Here is a 17,926-nt window from a genome sequence, read left to right on the forward strand (position 1 = left end):
GGACGGCAGCCCGGGATCCTGTCGCGCCTGTCGTACGCGGGTGATGTGAACTTTCCGTCCTCGGTCCGGAAACTTTTGCTTGTCAGTGCCGAAAGATCCCTCTTAGTATCCGAATGTTCCGGGGTGATCCTTCATACCCGAGTTGACGGGAGAGTTACAGTGCCCATCGGTGTCTGGCTGGTCGGCGCCCGGGGGTCCGTCGCGACCACTGCGGTGGTCGGGGCGGCCGCGGTTCGGGCGGGAGCGGCTCCGCCCACCGGATGCGTCATCGAGGCCGCGAACTTCCCCGGGGACTTCACCCCCCTGGGGGACCTGGTGTTCGGCGGTCACGACGTGGTCGCCGTCCCGCTGCGCAAGAGGGCCGAGCTGCTCGCCCAGGCGGGCGTGCTCCCTCCCGCCCTGACGAGCCTGCTCGCCGCGGACCTCGACGCCGCCGAGGCCGAGATCAGGCACGGCTACGTCCCCGGCGAGGAGAGCCAGGCGCAGGCCGCGCGGCGGCTGGTCGGTGACATCGCGGACTTCCGGGAGCGGCACGGCCTGTCCCGCGTCGTCGTGGTGGACGTGTCGTCGACCGAGCCTCCCGCCGAGGCGCCGTACGCCACGCTCGCCGACCTGGAGGAGGCGCTCGCGTCCGGCCGGGACGCGCTCCCCGCCAGCTCCCTGTACGCCTACGCGGCCTTCACGGCCGGATGCGGCTACGTCGCGTTCACCCCCTCCGCCGGTCCGACGCCGCCCGCGCTGGACGAGCTGGCCCGGCGGCGCGGCCTGCCGTACGCGGGACGTGACGGCAAGACGGGGGAGACGCTGGTCAAGAGCGCGCTCGCGCCGATGTTCGCCGGCCGCGCGCTGCGGGTCCGCTCGTGGTCGGGGCTCAACCTCCTCGGCGGCGGCGACGGCGCCACGCTGGCCGACCCGGCGGCCCGGGAGAGCAAGTCGGCGAGCAAGGCGCGGGCCGTCCCCGCGATCGTGGGCGACGACGTCGAGGGCCTGACGCACATCGACTACGTGGCCGACCTCGGCGAGTGGAAGACCGCCTGGGACCACATCACGTTCGAGGGGTTCCTCGGCGTCCGGATGACCATGCAGTTCACCTGGCAGGGATGCGACTCGACGCTGGCCGCCCCGCTCGTCCTCGACCTTGTGCGGCTCGTCGCGCGGGCCCACGAGGCCGGGCACAGCGGCGTGCTCCCCGAGCTCGGCTACTTCTTCAAGGACCCGCTGGGCGGCGGCGGGCACGACCTGCCCGGCCAGTACGCCCGGCTGGTGGCGTTCGCGCACGCACTGTCGGAGGGGCGGTCGTGAGGGCCTGGCTGGAGCTCGTCCGCGCGCCCGCCGCGCTGTCGGTTCCCGGGGACACGCTCGCGGGCGCGGCGGCGGCCGGACGTTCGGCCCGGCCGGGTGTCGCCGCCGCGTCGGTGCTGCTCTACTGGGCCGGAATGGCGCTCAACGACTGGTCCGACCGGAAGCTCGACGCGAAGGAGCGGCCGGAGCGGCCGATTCCCTCCGGCCGGATCAGCCCGGCGGGCGCCCTCGGCCTCGCCGCCGCGCTGACCGGCGCCGGGGTGGCCACCGCCGCGGTCGCCGGCGGCCGCCGCGGGCTCGCGCTCGCCGGCCTGCTCGCCGGCGCCGCCTGGGCCTACGACCTGCGCCTCAAGCACACGGCGGCGGGCCCGGCCGCGATGGCGGCCTGCCGCGTGCTCGACGTCCTGCTCGGGGCGGGCCCGCGCACGCGGGCGGCCGTCCCCATGGCGCTGGCCGTCGGCGCCCACACCTACGGGATCACCGTGCTCGGCCGCGCCGAGGTGGACGGCGCCACCCCCGCGACCATCGCCCAGGCGCTCGCCGCGACCGGCGCGTCCGCGGCGCTGGCCGCCGTCGCCTGCCGCGGCGGCGACACCACCGGACGGCTGGGCGCCGCCGCGATGATCGCCGGCTACCTCGCCACCGCCGGAAGGGCCCAGGCGGCGCTGCGCGCCGACCCCGACCCCGAGCAGGTGCGGCAGGCGGTGCGGATGAGCATCCTCGGCCTGATCCCGCTGCAGGCGGCCGCGGTGGCCGGGCGGGGCAGGTTCGCCCAGGCGGCGGCGCTGCTGGCCGCGTTGCCGGCCGGCCGGTGGCTGTCGGCGAAGGTGTCCACGTCGTGACCACGCTCACCTGGGCCTACTGCACCAACGGCTTCCGCGACCATCCGCTGGACGAGACGCTGGAGGTGCTCGCCGACCTCGGCTACACCGGCGCGGCGGTCTCACTCGACCACGGGCACCTCATGCCCGGCGCCTCCCCGGCGGAGGTCGGGCGGATCGCGGCGCTGGCGGGGCGGCTCGGCCTCGCCCTCGCCGTCGAGACGGGCGGCCGTTTCACGCTCGACCCCCGGCGCAAGCACTTCCCGACCCTGCTGCATGACGACGCCGAACCGCGCGTCCGCTTCCTGTGCGAGGCGATGCGCATCGCGGCCGACCTCGGCGCCCCCGTGGTGCACCTCTGGAGCGGCATCCGGCCGCCCGAGGTGCCCGAGCACGAGGCCTGGGACCGGCTCGTACGGCACTGCGAGCGCCTGCTCGCCGAGGCCGGGACGGCGGGCGTCACGCTCGGATTCGAGCCCGAGCCCGGCATGCTCGTGGCAGACCTCGCCGGATATGAACGGCTGCGCGGCCTGCTCGGCGGGCACCCGAGGTTCGGCCTCACCCTCGACATTGGGCACTGCCGCTGCCTTGAGCCGTACGACGTGCCCGAGTGCGTCGAGCGGGCGCTGCCGCACCTGGTGCACGTGCAGATCGAGGACATGCGGCGGGGCGTCCACGAGCATCTCGAGTTCGGCGAGGGCGAGATCGACTTCCCGCCCGTGCTCGCCGCACTGGACGGCTTCGGCGGGCTGGTCGCCGTCGAGCTGGCCAGGCACAGCCACGCGGCGCCCGAGGTGGCGAGAAGGTCGATCGAATTCCTGAGGAGGGCACATGACCTGGCTTGCGCGGGCCGTAGCCGACGTTGAGCGTGATCCGGAGACCGTCTACGCGCTGTTCCCGCGGGCCGCGCGGGAGGGCGGCCCCGGCGCCCGCACCGAGCTGCTGACGGCGCTGGGGAAGGCCCTGCCCGACCCGGTGGCGGCCGTCATGAAGCTCTACTGGCAGGGCGACGCGGGGGAGCGGCTGGAGATCCTGGAGTCGCTTCCGCAGCTCGACCTCGGTCCGGCCGCTCTCCCGCTCGTCCACGACGCCCTGCGGACCAACGACACCCGGCTGGTCGCCGCCGCGCTCGGTCCGTACGGCTCGGCCTGGCTGGACGACCACGCCTTCCGGCAGGGCGTGCTCAAGTGCGTCTTCATGTCCGTCCCGCTCACGTCGGTCGAGGGCCTCGACCGGCGGTTCGACGAGGAGCTGCGGCGCATGCTCGCGGACTTCGCCGCCGAGCGCCGCGCGGCCGGGCGTCCCGTTCCCCCCGACGTTCTCGAGAGGCTCTGACTCCGATGAGGATCTTCGACCCCCACGTCCACATGACGTCCCGCACGACCGACGACTACGAGCGCATGTACGCCGCCGGGGTGAGGGCGATCGTCGAGCCCGCCTTCTGGCTCGGCCAGCCGCGCACGAACGTCGGCAGCTTCATCGACTACTTCGACGCCCTGCTCGGCTGGGAGCCCTACCGCGCCGCGCAGTACGGCATCCGCCACCACTGCACGCTCGCGCTCAACCCCAAGGAGGCCAACGACCCGCGCTGCGCGGGCGTGCTCGACGAGCTGCCCCGCTATCTGCTGAAGGACTCGGTGGTCGCGGTCGGCGAGGTGGGCTACGACTCGATGACGCCGGAGGAGGACCGCGTCTTCGAGGCCCAGCTCGCGCTCGCCGAGGAGCACGGCCTGCCGGTGCTCGTGCACACCCCGCACCGCGACAAGGCGGCGGGCACCCGGCGCACGCTCGACGTGGTCAAGGGCATGGACCCCGGCACGGTGCTGGTCGACCACCTCAACGAGCTGACCGTCGGCATGGTCCACGAGGCCGGCTGCTGGATGGGCTTCTCGATCTACCCCGACACGAAAATGGACCCCGAGCGGATGGTGGCGATCCTCAAGGAGTACGGCACCGAGCGGATGATCGTGAACTCCGCCGCCGACTGGGGGCGCAGCGACGTGCTGAAGACCCGCGAGGTCGGCGAGGCCATGCTGGCCGCCGGGTTCACCGACGACGACGTCGACCAGGTGCTGTGGCGCAACCCCGTGGCCTTCTACGGCCAGAGCGGGCGCCTGTCGCTGGACGACGTCGAGTCGGGCGGCGACTACGAGGGCAACACGATCCTGCGTGGGACACGCTGACCATGCGCCTGCTCCATCCCTCGGGATCCGTCGTCCACCTGGCCTACTGCACCAACGTCCACCCCGCCGAGGACCTCGCCGGGATCCACGACCAGCTCTCCGGCGTCGCCGCCCGGGTGCGGGCGCTGACCGGCGCGCCCGTGCTCGGCCTTGGGCTGTGGCTGTCGTCCGGCGCGGCGCGGGCGCTGCGCGCCGATCCCGGCGAGCTCGCGCGGCTGCGCGCCCGGCTGGACGAGCTGGGCCTGGAGGTCGTCACCCTCAACGGCTTCCCCTACCAGGGCTTCCACGACCAGGTCGTGAAACTCCGGGTGTATCGGCCCGACTGGGCGGAGCCGGAGCGGCTCGCCTACACCCTCGACCTGGCCGAGATCCTCACCGCGCTGCTGCCGGACGACGTGACCGAGGGCTCGATCTCGACGCTGCCCCTCGCCTGGCGCACCGGCTGGACGCCGGACAAGGCCCAGGCCGTCGCCGCGAACCTCGACGCGCTCACCAGCGGCCTGCGGGCGCTGGCGGAGCGCACCGGCAAGACGATCCGCGTCGGGTTCGAGCCCGAGCCGGGCTGCATCGTGGAGACCACCCCGCAGGCGGTCGAGCTGCTGGCCGGCACCGACCCCGCGCACCTCGGCGTCTGCCTCGACGCCTGCCATCTCGCCGTCGGCTTCGAGGACGCCGCCGACTCGGCCGGCCTGAGGCTGCCGATCGTGAAGCTCCAGGTCTCGTCCGCCGTCGAGGCGCCGCCGGGCGGCCAGCCGGCGCTGGCGGCGTACGAGGAGGAGCGGTATCTCCACCAGACGCGCTGCGCGGCCGGATACACCGACGACCTGCCGGAGGCGCTGGCCGGCGGGCTCCCGGCGGACCTGCCGTGGCGCACGCACTTCCACATGCCGCTGCACGCCGCGCCGCCGCCCCCGCTCACCACGACCACCCCCTATCTGGAGGACCTGCTGAAGCGCCTCATGGCCTCCCCCGACGCGCCCCTCACCCGGCACCTCGAGGTCGAGACCTACACCTGGAGCGTGCTGCCCGGCCCGGTGGACGTCGCCGAGGGCATCGCGGCCGAGCTGGACTGGACCCGGCGGCGGCTCGCCGCACTCGGACTCAAGGAGATCTGATGGCACCCGTCGTCGTCGTGAACGTCGTCGGCCTGACCCCGCGCCTGCTGGCGCACATGCCGAACGTGGCCAAGATCGGCGCCGCCGCGTCCCTGCGGCCCGTGCTGCCCGCCGTGACCTGCTCGGTGCAGGCGACCCTGCTGACCGGATCGATGCCGCGCGACCACGGCATCGTCGGCAACGGCTGGTATTTCCGGGACCTCGGCGAGGTCTTCCTGTGGCGGCAGCACAACCGGCTGATCCAGGGCGAGCAGCTGTGGGACGCGGTGCCCGGGATCCGCACGGCCAACGTCTGCTGGTGGTACGCCATGGGCGGGTCCAGCGACTTCATCGTCACCCCGCGCCCGATCTACTACGCCGACGGGCGCAAGGAGCCCGACTGCTACACCAGGCCGCCGTCGCTGCACGACGACCTGGTCGCCGAGCTGGGCGAGTTTCCGCTGTTCACCTACTGGGGTCCGACGGCGAGCATCACCTCGTCGAAGTGGATCATCGCGGCCGCCCGCCGGATCCTCGCGAAGGAACGGCCCGACCTGCTCATGGTCTACATCCCGCACCTCGACTACGACCTGCAGCGCTTCGGGCCCGACGCGCCCCAGGCGGTCGCGGCGGCCCGGGAGGTGGACGCCGCGCTCGCGCCGCTGCTGCGGGAGGACGCCACCGTGATCGTGTTGTCCGAGTACGGCATCACCAACGCGTCCCGCCCCGTCGACGTCAACCGGGCGCTGCGCCGGGCCGGGCTGCTGGAGGTCTACACCCAGGACGGCATGGAGTATCTCGACACCTGGGCCTCCCGGGCCTTCGCGGTCGCCGACCACCAGGTCGCCCACGTCTACGTGAACGACCCCGCCGACCTGCCCCGCGTACGGGACGTCGTGGCGGAGCTGCAGGGCGTGGACGAGGTGCTGGACCAGGAGGGCAAGGCGAGGTACGGCCTCGACCACGAGCGGGCGGGGGACCTGGTCGCCGTGGCGGAGCCGGACGCGTGGTTCACGTACTACTACTGGCTGTCCGACGACCGGGCGCCCGACTTCGCCAAGCTCGTGGAGATCCACCGCAAGCCGGGATACGACCCGGCGGAGCTGTTCATGGACCCCGACGACCCGATCGTGAAGCTGCGCGCGGGCGCGGCGCTGGCCCGCAAGAAGATGGGCATGCGCTACAAGATGTCGGTGGTGCCGCTCGACCCGGAGCCGGTGCGCGGCAGCCACGGCCGCCTGCCCGACGCGGCGGCGGACGGACCGGTGCTGCTCGGCCCCTTCGACCGGGACGCCTACGCCGCGACCGAGGTCAAGGGCCTGATCACGCAACTGCTGAAGGGCTGAACCGCTGGAAGACGGCCGCCGTTCCCTCCGGGGGCGGCGGCCGGCCGGCGTTCTGACCGGCTTACGCGGGGCGCGTGCTCGTTCGGCGCATGCTTATTCGACAGAGAAGACGTGGTCGCTGATCAGCCGGGCCGCCCCGACGATCCCGGCCGTGTCGCCGAGCTCGGACAGAACGATGGGCAGGTTGCCCGTCGCCAGCGGCAGCGAGCGCTGGTAGACGACGCTGCGGATCTCCGCGAGCAGCGCGTGGCCCAGGCCGGCCACCCCGCCTCCGATGATCACCAGGCCGGGGTTGAAGAAGCTCACGAGCGACGCCAGCACCATGCCCACGTGCCGCCCGCCCTCGCGGATCATCCGTACGGCGGCGGCGTCCCCCGAGGCGGCCGCGGCGGCGACGTCCTCCGCCGTCAGCGTGCCCTCCTGCGCGAGCCGTTCGGCCAGGAAGGGGGAGTCGCCCGACTCCGCGGCGGCCCGGGCGTCGCGGGCCAGCGCCGCGCCGCCGAAGTAGGCCTCGAGGCAGCCGGTGTTGCCGCAGGTGCACAGCGGGCCGTCGTCGGACACCCGGATGTGGCCGATGTCACCGGCGCTGCCGGTCACCCCGCGGTAGATCTCGCCGTCGACCACGATGCCGCAGCCGATGCCGGTGCCGATCTTCACGAGCAGGAAGTCGCCGACGGCCCTGGCCAGGCCCGCGTGCAGCTCGCCCAGTGCCATGATGTTCACGTCGTTGTCCACGAGCACCGGGCAGCCGAACTCGCGGCTCAGCGTCTCCCGCACCGGGAAGCGGTCCCAGCCCGGCATGATCGGGGGCGAGACCGGCGTCCTGTCGAGGAAGCTCACCGGGCCAGGGACCCCGATCCCGACGCCGTGGATCTCGGTCGTCTCGCCGGTCCGGAGCTTGCCGACCAGCTCCAGGGCCTGCTCCAGCACGGCCTCGGGGCCGTCGCGCACGTCGGCCGGCTTCGACAGGTGGCCGAGCACCTCCAGCTCGCCGTTGGTCACCCCGACGTCGATCGACGTGGCGCCGATGTCGATCCCGACGAACCGCAGGTGTGAGGCGACCCGTACGATGCCCGACCGGCGGCCGCCCCGCGAGGCGGCGAGCCCGCCCGATTCGAGGAGGTTCAGCTTGGCGAGCCGGTCGAGCTCGAGTGCGAGCTTCGACGGTGACAGACGGGCCACCTCGCCGAGTTCGGCGCGGGAACGCGCGCCGTCCTGACGCAGGAGGCGCAGGATCCGCGCCTGGTGCGGGTTCTCGGGGCGAGCCGTCATTCGCTTCCGCTCTTCGGGGTCGGGGACTCGGGATGCCTATCAGAAGTGACTGGACTTCTGCTCTTACTACAACAACTTTATTACAAGGAACCCTTACTTTTTGCCCGGCGGGTGAAAAGTTTCTAAGAATCTTGCGTTCCTGTCGGGTTTGTCGGCAGGTGTCCGAGGCGTGACCATACGTGCTCCTGCCCAGGTGGCCGGGTTGCCCGTTTCGCGGCGGACACGCCCCGCGCCGGTGCGGGACCCGGGCGTACGGGCCGGTAGCTTTGCCCCATGGACGGGATTGCGGGTCGTCATGTGGTCGTCGTCGGCGGGGGCATCGCGGGTCTGGCCGCGGCGCTGCACCTGAACCGGGCCGACGCCGGCCTGCGGGTGACAGTGCTGGAGGCGGCGCCGAGGATCGGCGGCAAGCTGTACGCGTCGCAGGTGGCGGGGATCGAGGTCGACGCGGGCGCCGAGTCGATGCTGGCGCGGCGGCCCGAGGGCAAGGAACTGGCCCGGCTGGCCGGCCTCGGCGACGACCTGGTGGATCCCGGCACGACCCGGGCCGCCGTCCTGTCACGCGGGGCGCTGCGCCCGCTGCCCCGGGAGCAGGTGATGGGCGTCCCCTCCGACGTGGTCGCCCTCGCGCGCTCGGGCGTCCTGTCGCCGGCCGGGCTCGCCCGGGTGCCCCTCGACCAGTTCCTGCCGCCCACGCTCGTGACCGGAGACGTCTCCGTCGCCGCGTACATCCGTGCCCGGATGGGGAGCGAGGTCGTCGACCGGCTGGTCGAGCCGCTGCTCGGCGGCGTGTACGCGGGCCGGGCCGACATGCTGTCGCTGGACGCGACCATGCCGCGGATCGCCGCCGTCGCCCGCACCGAGCGGTCGCTGCTGCAGGCGGCCCGGAGCATCACGGCGGAGGCCCCCGCGAACGCCGGGCCGGTGTTCACCACGCTCAGGAACGGCATGGGCGCGCTGCCCGCCGCGGTGGCCAAGGAGTCGGGCGCGCAGATCCGCACCGGCGTCACGGTCCGCGACCTGATCAGGACGGCGGACGGCTGGCGGCTGGTGACCGGTCCCACCAGGGACGAGGAGACGATCGACGCCGACGCCGTCATCCTCGCGGTGCCCGCGCGGCCCGCCTCCCGCCTGCTCCGCCGTGAGGTGCCGAAGGCGGCGGCCGAACTGGCCGCGATCGAGTACGCCAGCATGGCGATCGTGACCCTCGCCTATCCCAGGACGGCGTTCCCCGAGCCGCCGGAGGGCAGCGGCTACCTCGTGCCGCCGGTCGAGGGCAGGCCGGTCAAGGCGGCGACGTTCAGCAGCGTCAAGTGGCCCCACCTCGCCGAGGCCGACCGCAACGTCCTGATCGTGCGGTGCTCGATCGGCCGCCTGGGCGAGGAGCTCGTGCTCCAGCGCGACGACGCCGAGCTGACGGCCCTGGCGATGAACGAGATGGCCGAGGTCATGGGCGTGCGGGGGCTGCCGCTGGACACCCGGGTCACCCGCTGGGGCGGCGGGCTCCCGCAGTATGACGTGGGCCACCTCGACCGGGTCGCCCGCGTGCGCGCCGCGATCGCCGGGCAGCCCGGCCTCGCCGTCTGCGGCGCCGCGTACGAGGGCGTCGGCATCCCGGCCTGCGTCGCGACCGCCCGCACCGCCGCCAAGCTCGTGCTCGAACACCTGCGGGAGGCACAGGGGACGCCGGCCGCGGACGCCTGACGGGTGGCGGGGGCGCCCGCCGCCGGCTCCGCCGCCGCCATGCCGCGTGCACGCCGCCGCCGGCGCGGCTGATCGGCGGCACCCGGAAGCCGGACCGCCGCCCCCTACCGGCAGAATGGAGGCATGACGGAGCCCGCCCCGCGGCCCAAGGCACGCGATCTCAACCTGGTCATCCGCTACACGATGTGGTCGGTCTTCCGGCTGCGCGACCAGCTCCCCGCCGCCCGTGAGGGCGTGGCCGACGAGGTCGAGGAGCTGCTCGCACAGGCGGCGGGCAAGGACGTGACGACCCGAGGCTGCTACGACGTGGCCGGGTTCCGCGCCGACGCGGACTTCATGTTCTGGTGGCACGCCCCCTCCGCCGAGGACCTGCAGGAGACCTACACCCGCTTCCGCCGCACCGCCCTCGGGCGCGCCAGCGAGCCGGTCTGGTCGGCCATGGCCCTGCATCGCCCGGCCGAGTTCAACAAGTCCCACATCCCGGCCTTCCTCGCGGACGAGGAGCCCAGGGGCTTCGTCTGCGTCTACCCCTTCGTACGGTCCCTGGAGTGGTACCTGCTGGAGGACTCCGAGCGGCGCAGCATGCTGGCCGAGCACGGCAAGATGGCGCGGGAGTACCCCGACGTGCGGTCCAACACGGTCGCCTGCTTCGCCCTCAACGACTACGAGTGGATGCTGGCGTTCGAGGCCGACGAGCTGCACCGCATCGTCGACCTGATGCGCCACCTGCGCGGAGCCGAGGCGAGGCGGCACACGAGAATCGAGATCCCCTTCTACACCGGCACCCGCAAGCCGGTCAGCGAGCTCGTCGCCGCGCTGCCCTAGCCTTCGCGAGCCCCTGCAAGCGCCCGCCCGGCGCACTCTGCGGCCGGGCGGGTGGGCCGGCCCGGCGTGGTGGAGCGACGCAAGGGACATTTAGGTTGATCTCGCGCGAAGCGTCGGAAACGGTCTTGGCGGCCCGAAGTCTTTGCCATACTGTGACGAAGAATCGACGTCTAGGTGGGGCAGAGTGGCTAGCGGGCTGGCACGTTCCAGGGGGCGCCGCCGCAAGAGGCGGGCCCGTTCGCATGTCGTCGAGGTGTCCCTGGGGGTGGCCGCCTTCGCCGTCGGGGCCGTCGCGATCGCCTGGCCGCTGTCGCGGTCCGGCGCGGAGCCCGGGCACGTGGTCGCCGCGCCGGCGCCGCCCGCCTCCCCGGCCGGCGAGCTGACCGTCGCCAGCGTCGACACCGACAAGAAGCCGGCCGCCAAGCGGGACAAGAAGGCGGCGGAACAGAAGGCGTCGGGACCGTCGAAGTACACCGACACCAAGGCGGAGGCCTACTTCCGCAGCAGGTGGAGCGACAAGACCGCCAAGCGGGTCAAGGACATCCGCACCGAGGGCGGCTACCTGCGCATCTACACGAACCTCCCGGAGAACGCCGACAACTCCAAGACCGCGATCACGCTGTGCAAGCGCGGCCTGGAGTATCTGGCCGAGCGGGGGGAGAGCAACCCCGTCGTGTTCGTCCAGTCGAGGTTCGGCGAGAACGGCAACCCCGTCCTCGCCAACGTCCTCGGCCCGGACGACGACGACTGCCGGGTCACCCACCCCAAGCCGAAATAGGCGTCACTCGCCCGGCAGCAGCGTCAGGCAGACGGAGTTGATGCAGTAGCGGTCGTCGGTCGGCGTGGGATAGCCCTCGCCGTGGAACACGTGCCCGAGGTGCGAGTCGCAGCGGGCGCAGCGGACCTCCACCCGGCGCATGCCGAGCGAGTCGTCCTCGTGCAGGGTCACCGCCTGCGACTCGGACGGCTCGTAGAACGACGGCCAGCCGCAGTGCGACTCGAACTTCGTCTCCGACCGGAACAGCTCCGCCCCGCAGGCGCGGCAGGAGTAGACGCCGACCGTCTTGGTGTCGACGTACTCGCCGCTGAACGGGCGCTCGGTCCCCGCCTGCCGGAGGACCCGGTATTCCTCGGGGGAAAGCCGCGCGCGCCACTCGGCGTCGCTCTTGATTACCTTCTCCATGCTCACCACCCTGCCTTCGGCGGCCCCTCGCGGGGATTACGAAGTGGGAAACTCCGCGGAGGCCCCGGATCTTCCCCGCACATGTTGGCGCGCCGGAGCATCCTTTCCCGGGTCTTCCGGCGTCTTCATTGACGAGGGGGTTGATCGCCGTCACCCGCGCGGGGGCGGTCACCCACACCGCCGTCAGGGCGGCGAGGCACCCGACCCGTGCTGGACGCCGCCGGACGGCGAGAGGAGGCCGCCCGCGGGCGGCCGTCGTGGTCCGTCCCGTCGCGTGCGGCGCCGTCCGAACGCGAGCGCGCCGTACGCGACCACGTGCCTGCGCCGGGAGGGCGCGGCCGTGGGAGCGCCCGGTCCGGCCGCCGTCGGCAGCCCGGGACGGACCCCCTCATCCGGGTAGGGTCACGTGCATGGCTTCGCCGTACATCGAGATAGAGGTGGGTGGCCGCACGATCAAGGTCACCAATCCGGACAAGGTCTACTTCCCCGAGGTCGGCGCCACCAAGCGCGACCTGGTGGAGTACTACGTGAGCGTGGGGGACGGCGTGCTGCGCGCTCTGTGGGAGCGGCCGACCTACCTCAAGCGGCACCCCGGCGGCGTCGGCGCCGACGCCATCTACCAGAAGCGGATGCCCCGGCATCCCGACTGGATCGAGACCGTCACGGTGCGCTTCCCCAGCGGGCGTACGGCCGACGCGTTCTGCCCGACCGAGGTGGCGGCCATCGCGTGGTGCGCCAACCTCGGCACGATCGACTTCCACCCGTGGCCCGCCCGCCGCACCGACCTCGACCACCCCGACGAGCTGCGCATCGACATCGACCCGCAGCCTGGCACGTCGTTCGAGCAGGCCCGCCAGGTGGCCTTCACCGCCAAGGAGATCCTCGACGATCTGGGCATGACGGGCTTCCCCAAGACCTCGGGCAGCCGCGGCATCCACGTGAACGTGCGCATCGAGCCCCGCTGGACCTTCACCGAGGTGCGGTACGCCGCCATCGCCTTCGCCCGGGAGGCCGAGCGGCGCTCGGACCTCGCGACGAGCGCCTGGTGGAAGGAGGAGCGGGGGGAGAAGGTCTTCATCGACTACAACCAGAACGCCCGCGACCGCACGGTGGTGGCCGCCTACTCGGTCCGCGCGCGGCCCGACGCCCGGGTCTCCGCCCCGGTGACCTGGGAGGAGCTGGCCGGCTGCGACCCGCGGGACTTCGACATCAGGACCATGCCGAAGCGGTTCGCCGAACTGGGCGACGTGCAGCGGGCGATCGACGACCGGGCCTTCGACATCGGCACACTGCTGGAGTGGTACGACGCCGACAAGCGGGGCGACATGCCATATCCGCCGAACTACCCCAAGATGCCCGGCGAGCCGAGGCGCGTCCAGCCGAGCAAGGCGAGGCCGTCCAGCTGATCGTGACTCGCCGGGCGGTGTTTTTGTCCGCCTCTCTCTGCTCTTGATCGGCTCTTGCATTCCCGCCCGGTGTCCCTCGAGACGGGTGCGGGGATGGTCCTGACGAGCGTTCGCCGACGGGGGAGCGGGCGCTCGTCCCCGGGCAAGCCCGCGCACGGACGAACCTGGAACACCCGAGCCTCGCCCTCACACCGCTGCCGAGGGCGGGGCCGTTGTGCACACGACCGAGCAGGGGGAGACAACCGCATGTGCCTGAGCTGCGGCTACGGCGAGCCGGACGACGATCGCGGGGATACCGGCCACATCACCTGGACGGATCCGCGGAATGCCTCCGGGGCCGCGGACACCGGCCCGGAGCAGGCCGCCGGCGACACCGGGCCCGGGACGGAAGCCCCCGGCACGCCGCCTTCCTGACGCCCGGCCGGTTTCCCTGTCCGGAACAGCTAAGCCGCCGCTAGACCGATATGTATGGAGAGTGACCAAGTGACGACACCGGTCAAGAGGATCACGATGTCCAAGCCGTTCTGCGCCCTCGCGGGCGTCGGGCCGTACGCCCTGGCCAAGGCCGGCGAGGTGTACGAGGACATGGCCCTTCGCGGGCGCAGGATCGTGAGCAGGATGAGCCGGGAGGCCGCGCAGGAGTTCGAGGAGACCGCGCACGAGCTGGAGGGCCTCTCCAGGTCCGTCCGCCAGCAGGAGAGGCAGGAGCGGGAGACCGTCGGTACGGCGACGGGCCGGAGCCGCACCGCGACTACCAGGGCGTAATGTGCGTCCTGCGGCGGTCCCGCCCTCTTCCGTGAGGGTGGGACCGCACTTGCGGGAAGGTGCGCGTTCGCGGGCGCTTCTCCCTCCCCGCCGACCGGCTCTCAGCCGCGAGGCTCGAAGACAGGAGTCATCGGGAAGGTGATCCGGTGGGTGTCGCCGCCCTTCGAACCGCCTGCCTCGACCACTTCGAGCACCAGTTCGCCGTCCTTGCCGTCACGGGTGATCTGGACCAGGATCTCCACCTCGACCGTGCCGACGCTGAACCGCATCTCCTCGCCCATGACCTCGGCCCTGATGCGGGCCTTGCCGATCTCGCCTCGGATCACGTCTATCGCGTCAGCCAGCGACATTGCCTCGTGTGCCATGTGTCCTCCCCGCGTCGCCCCTTGCGAACGGCCAGACCTCGGTGTCATTCCCGCTCGAAAGCCAGGGGTGCCGGGACCTCGGTATGCATCGCTCCAAGCTTCTGGGATGTCCGCCGGCTCGGTGTCGGGCGGACGCCGGGGGGAATGGAGCCAGTGTGGAGCACAGGGAGTTCTTCGGCAGGGTGGCCGAGCGCAGCGGCCTATCGCGTGAGGAGGCGGCGGATCTGACCCGCGCGACACTGGAGCTTCTGGGAGACCAGCTCAGCGCCACGGAGGCTCAGCATCTCGCGCTCGAACTTCCGGAGCCTCTCCGGGAGTCGATACACATCGGTGATCCGATCCAGCGGTTCGGTTTCCGCGAGTTCGTCGCGCGGATCAGCAAACGCACAGGGCTGACCGAGGAGGAGACGAGGGGAGGGATCCGGGCCGTTCTGCTGACGCTGCGGGACGCTGTTCCGGACGAGACCTTCGACCAGGCCATATCGCAGCTGCCGGCCGAGTTCCAGCAGGCCGCGAAGTAAGCGCGGAGTAAGCCGTACGGCCTGGGCGGTGTGGTCAGTGGTGGAAGCTCGCCCCCTCCTCCGGGCCGAACATGGGCTCTGGCTGCCTGTGCAGCCACGGCAGCAGGTCCCGGAGGTCGTCGACCAGCCGGTCGGCCAGGTCCAGCGAGAACCCGTTGCGGCACACCACCCGCAGCACCTGCAGATCCTGGCGGTTGGGCGGGAAGGTGTAGGCCGGCACCAGCCAGCCCCACTCCCGGAGCCGTCGCGAGACGTCGTAGACGTTGAACCGGGTGACGTCGTCGGTGGTGGTGAAGGCGAACACCGGCAGCTGGTCGCCACGTGTGAGGAGCCGGAAGCAGCCGAGCCCCTCGATCTGACCGGCGAGGTGCGTCGCCACCTCCCGCAGGGCGCCCTGCACCTGGCGGAAGCCCTCATGGCCGAGCCGGAGGAAGTTGTAGTACTGGGCGACGACCTGCGATCCGGGCCGGGAGAAGTTGAGCGTGAACGTCGGCACGTCACCGCCGAGATAGTTCACGTGCTCCACCAGATCCCCGGGGAGCGCCTCCCGGTCCCGCCAGAGGACCCATCCGAGTCCCGGGTAGACCATCCCGTACTTGTGACCCGAGACGTTGATCGAGGCGACCCTCGGAAGGCGGAAGTCCCACGCCAGGTCCGGCTCGAGGAAGGGGGCGATCATCCCTCCCGACGCGGCGTCCACGTGCACGGGCACGGACCATCCCGTGCGTTCCTCGAGAGCGTCGAGTGCCGCGCAGATGTCGGCGACCGGCTCGTAGCTTCCGTCCATCGTGGAGCCCAGGACGGTGACGACGCCCATGGTGTTCTCGTCGCACTGCCCGGCGGCCTCCTCCGCACCCAGGTGGAACCGGTCGCCCTCCATCGGGACCAGGCGGGGCTCCACTTCCCAGTAATTGCAGAACTTCTTCCAGCACACCTGGATATTGACGCCCATCACCAGGTTGGGACGCGCGCCGGAGGCGTAGCGGTCGGCGTTGCGGTGCACCCAGCGGCGTTTGAGCGCCATCCCGCCGAGCATGCACGCCTCGCTGGATCCGACGGTGGAGGTCCCGAGTGACGCGTCGGGGTCGGGCGCGTTCCACAGGTGGCGGAGCATCGGGATGCAGCGCTGCTCCAGCTCGGCCGTCGCGGGATACTCGTCCTTGTCGACGAGGTTCCTGTCGGCGGTGTCGCCCATCAGCGCGTGCGCCTCCGGCTCCATCCAGGTGCTGACGAAGGTGGCCAGGTTCAGCCGCGGGTTCCCGTCCAGCATCAGCTCGTCACGGATGAGCCGTGACACGGCGGAGGGCGCCATGGGCCCCTCAGGAAGCCGGTGCCGCGGCGGCACCGCCGTGATTCCGGAGGCGGGGTCGGTCACCCCGAACAGCGGATTGACCCATACGGGTCGATGTCGATGCTTGGCCCGTCTGTTCTCCTGTGACGACACCCCGTCCACACTCCCCTCCGCGGGTCCCCTGAGTGAGTCTGGCAGGAGGCGGCTACAGGCCGGGCAGAAGGCGACTAAAGACGCAGTATGGGCACTTCTGGTACCAGGTGCCGTCGCGGAACGGGTGGCGGTCGACCTGCCGTATCGCAGTGCGGACGCCGCACCTCGGGAGTGCCGGGCAGCGCGGCGATGACGTCGGCGGCGTCGTCTCGCGGCATGTCCCCGGGAGTGACCGACCGGCGGGTCGACATCAGGCCCGTCAACGCCCTGATCACCGCGCTGACCGCGCTCGACCCATCCCCTCTCCACCAGGCCCGGCCTCCCGCGAGGCGCGTCGTCGGCACCTGCCGAGACTTCGCCACGATCGCCTGCGCCCTTCTGCGGTTACGCGGCATCCCTGCACGTGCGAGATGCGGGTTCGGCATGTACTTCAAGGAGGGCTACGGCCTCGACCACTGGATCACCGAATACTGGCGCGACGACGAAGACCGCTGGGTGCGCGTCGACACCCAGCACCTCGGCCGCGGCTTCGTCGCCCGCCCGGACGACCTGGCCGAAGGCGAGTTCCTGACCGGAGGCGAAGCCTGGACCCGTTACCGCCAGGGCCACGTCGACGGCCACCGTTTCGGCGTCCCGGGCACGGACGACGCCTGGGGACCGGACCTCCTCCTCGACACCCTCGCCGACACCTGCGCCGCCGCCCGTCTCCCCGCCCTATCCCGCCCTTCCACCCACCCCGACCTTGCCGTTCCTGCCCACCTACTCGCCTGATTATTACCAGCCCCTACGCACCCCGGGCCGGGAGGCCGTGCCTACAGTGGACGGTATGGCTATCGCCATCGGCCTCGTCGGCGCGGGCCGCCGGGCAGCGGAGGTGCACGCACCGGCCATCGCGGCGTGTCCGGAAGCGCGCTTCGCGGGCGTGTGGGCGCGATCACCGGGTGCCACGCAGGCCCTCGCGGAGCGGTACGGCGTGCCGGCGTCCGGCCGCTTCGAGGACCTGCTCGACCACTGCGAGGCGGTGGTGTTCGCCGTGCCGCCTCCCGTCCAGCCCTACCTGGCGGAGGTCGCGGCGCGGCAGGACAAGGCACTGCTCCTGGAACGGCCCGTCGCGGGCGACCTGGCCGGCGCGGAGCGTCTGGCCGAGGCCGCCGAACGCACGGTCTCGCAGCTCGCGCTGCTCTGGCGTTACTCGGCGACTGTCCGCCACTTCCTGACCGACGCGGTTCCGAAGACCTTTCCGCAGGGGGCCAGCGGCCTGGTCGTCACGACCGCCCCGCCCGACCCGCGCCCATGGCGCAGAGGATTGAGCGTGCTGCGCGGGGACCTCGGCCCCGATCTCCTGGATCTCCTCGACGCCGCGCTCGGCCGTGTGATCGGCGTTCACGCGCACGGCCAGCCGACCGGCTGGTTCGGGATGATGTTCGAGCACGAGGGTGGGACCTACAGCGAGATCTCCATGTACACCTCGCCCGAGCCCGTCAGGGAGCGCGCCGAGATCGAGGTGTTCGGCTCCGGCGGCGTGGCGGCCGTCGACGGCGTGGCCGCCGTCGGCCGGGAGGCCGTCGACACCATGTACCGCGAGTTCACGGACACCGCCGAGCACCGCCGGCGGCACGAGCTGGACGCGGCCCGCGGCCTGCACCTTCAGCAGGTGATCGAGGCCGTGGAGAGCGACCTGCTCCACCGTGACGA

General features: G+C 72.1%; 19 protein-coding genes. 15 read left to right on the forward strand and 4 right to left on the reverse strand.

Annotated features, from left to right (window positions below; genetic code table 11):
* Positions 1 to 159 precede the first annotated feature (159 nt).
* Genes FLX08_RS32705 through FLX08_RS32735 form a run of 7 tightly spaced genes read left to right on the forward strand, consistent with a single transcriptional unit; the run spans position 160 to position 6,746 of the window.
* Complete coding sequence (locus tag FLX08_RS32705) at positions 160 to 1,302, forward strand: inositol-3-phosphate synthase (RefSeq protein WP_244313076.1); 1,143 nt, start codon at positions 160 to 162, stop codon at positions 1,300 to 1,302.
* Positions 1,299 to 2,144 (forward strand): SCO3242 family prenyltransferase, encoded by an 846-nt coding sequence (locus FLX08_RS32710; RefSeq protein ID WP_142624122.1) that lies wholly within the window; start codon positions 1,299 to 1,301, stop codon positions 2,142 to 2,144. The genes FLX08_RS32705 and FLX08_RS32710 overlap by 4 nt, the downstream gene beginning before the upstream one ends.
* Positions 2,141 to 2,989 (forward strand): sugar phosphate isomerase/epimerase family protein, encoded by an 849-nt coding sequence (locus tag FLX08_RS32715; RefSeq protein WP_142624123.1) that lies wholly within the window; start codon positions 2,141 to 2,143, stop codon positions 2,987 to 2,989. Before FLX08_RS32710 ends, FLX08_RS32715 begins: the two co-directional genes overlap by 4 nt.
* On the forward strand, positions 2,955 to 3,458 hold the full coding sequence (locus FLX08_RS32720) for an EboA domain-containing protein (RefSeq protein WP_142624124.1): 504 nt from the start codon (positions 2,955 to 2,957) through the stop codon (positions 3,456 to 3,458). Before FLX08_RS32715 ends, FLX08_RS32720 begins: the two co-directional genes overlap by 35 nt.
* Positions 3,459 to 3,463: 5 nt before the next feature.
* Positions 3,464 to 4,306 (forward strand): TatD family hydrolase, encoded by an 843-nt coding sequence (locus FLX08_RS32725; RefSeq protein ID WP_142624125.1) that lies wholly within the window; start codon positions 3,464 to 3,466, stop codon positions 4,304 to 4,306.
* Between the two features lie 2 nt (positions 4,307 to 4,308).
* Positions 4,309 to 5,421, forward strand: a complete 1,113-nt coding sequence (gene eboE, locus FLX08_RS32730) for a metabolite traffic protein EboE (RefSeq protein WP_142624126.1) — start codon at positions 4,309 to 4,311, stop codon at positions 5,419 to 5,421.
* The gene (locus FLX08_RS32735; protein ID WP_142624127.1) at positions 5,421 to 6,746 is read left to right on the forward strand and encodes an alkaline phosphatase family protein; all 1,326 of its coding nucleotides are present in this window, start codon (positions 5,421 to 5,423) and stop codon (positions 6,744 to 6,746) included. The genes eboE and FLX08_RS32735 overlap by 1 nt, the downstream gene beginning before the upstream one ends.
* Positions 6,747 to 6,839: 93 nt before the next feature.
* Here the strand turns inward: FLX08_RS32735 and FLX08_RS32740 are convergent, their stop codons facing one another.
* The gene (locus FLX08_RS32740) at positions 6,840 to 8,018 is read right to left on the reverse strand and encodes an ROK family transcriptional regulator (protein WP_142624128.1); all 1,179 of its coding nucleotides are present in this window, start codon (positions 8,016 to 8,018) and stop codon (positions 6,840 to 6,842) included.
* 273 nt (positions 8,019 to 8,291) lie between these two features.
* On the opposite strand from FLX08_RS32740, the gene hemG reads away from it, so the two are divergent.
* From hemG to FLX08_RS32755, 3 genes are all read left to right on the forward strand, one after another.
* On the forward strand, positions 8,292 to 9,722 hold the full coding sequence (hemG, locus tag FLX08_RS32745) for a protoporphyrinogen oxidase (protein WP_142624129.1): 1,431 nt from the start codon (positions 8,292 to 8,294) through the stop codon (positions 9,720 to 9,722).
* A 123-nt stretch (positions 9,723 to 9,845) separates the two neighbouring features.
* Positions 9,846 to 10,547: a hydrogen peroxide-dependent heme synthase gene (gene hemQ, locus FLX08_RS32750; protein WP_142624130.1), complete on the forward strand. Its 702-nt coding sequence runs from the start codon at positions 9,846 to 9,848 to the stop codon at positions 10,545 to 10,547.
* A 184-nt stretch (positions 10,548 to 10,731) separates the two neighbouring features.
* A complete protein-coding gene (locus FLX08_RS32755; protein ID WP_142624131.1) occupies positions 10,732 to 11,325 on the forward strand; it encodes a hypothetical protein in 594 nt (197 codons plus the stop codon).
* 3 nt (positions 11,326 to 11,328) lie between these two features.
* Here FLX08_RS32755 and msrB read toward each other — a convergent pair whose 3' ends face one another.
* Positions 11,329 to 11,730 carry a peptide-methionine (R)-S-oxide reductase MsrB gene (gene msrB, locus FLX08_RS32760; RefSeq protein ID WP_142624132.1) on the reverse strand — a complete coding sequence of 134 codons (402 nt, stop codon included), beginning with the start codon at positions 11,728 to 11,730 and terminating at the stop codon, positions 11,329 to 11,331.
* A gap of 410 nt (positions 11,731 to 12,140) precedes the next feature.
* Here msrB and ligD point away from each other — a divergent pair, with 410 nt between their 5' ends.
* A complete protein-coding gene (gene ligD, locus FLX08_RS32765; RefSeq protein WP_142624133.1) occupies positions 12,141 to 13,136 on the forward strand; it encodes a non-homologous end-joining DNA ligase in 996 nt (331 codons plus the stop codon).
* 483 nt (positions 13,137 to 13,619) lie between these two features.
* Entirely contained in the window at positions 13,620 to 13,901 is a 282-nt protein-coding gene (locus FLX08_RS32770; protein WP_142624134.1) for a hypothetical protein, read from the forward strand.
* Between the two features lie 101 nt (positions 13,902 to 14,002).
* Here the strand turns inward: FLX08_RS32770 and FLX08_RS32775 are convergent, their stop codons facing one another.
* Positions 14,003 to 14,266, reverse strand: a complete 264-nt coding sequence (locus tag FLX08_RS32775) for a trypco2 family protein (protein WP_142624135.1) — start codon at positions 14,264 to 14,266, stop codon at positions 14,003 to 14,005.
* A gap of 155 nt (positions 14,267 to 14,421) precedes the next feature.
* Here FLX08_RS32775 and FLX08_RS32780 point away from each other — a divergent pair, with 155 nt between their 5' ends.
* Positions 14,422 to 14,787, forward strand: coding sequence for a DUF2267 domain-containing protein (locus tag FLX08_RS32780; protein ID WP_208761802.1), 366 nt, complete (start codon positions 14,422 to 14,424; stop codon positions 14,785 to 14,787).
* 34 nt (positions 14,788 to 14,821) lie between these two features.
* On the opposite strand, the gene gad is transcribed toward FLX08_RS32780, so the two are convergent.
* Entirely contained in the window at positions 14,822 to 16,240 is a 1,419-nt protein-coding gene (gene gad / locus FLX08_RS32785) for a glutamate decarboxylase (RefSeq protein ID WP_425280657.1), read from the reverse strand.
* A gap of 207 nt (positions 16,241 to 16,447) precedes the next feature.
* On the opposite strand from gad, the gene FLX08_RS32790 reads away from it, so the two are divergent.
* Positions 16,448 to 17,002 carry a transglutaminase-like domain-containing protein gene (locus tag FLX08_RS32790; RefSeq protein WP_208761804.1) on the forward strand — a complete coding sequence of 185 codons (555 nt, stop codon included), beginning with the start codon at positions 16,448 to 16,450 and terminating at the stop codon, positions 17,000 to 17,002.
* A gap of 55 nt (positions 17,003 to 17,057) precedes the next feature.
* On the forward strand, positions 17,058 to 17,926 hold an 869-nt coding region (locus FLX08_RS32795), incomplete at its 3' end, for a Gfo/Idh/MocA family protein (protein ID WP_142624138.1).

This window comes from Microbispora hainanensis (assembly GCF_006874475.1).
In the GTDB taxonomy this organism is placed as follows: Bacteria; Actinomycetota; Actinomycetes; order Streptosporangiales; family Streptosporangiaceae; genus Microbispora; species Microbispora hainanensis.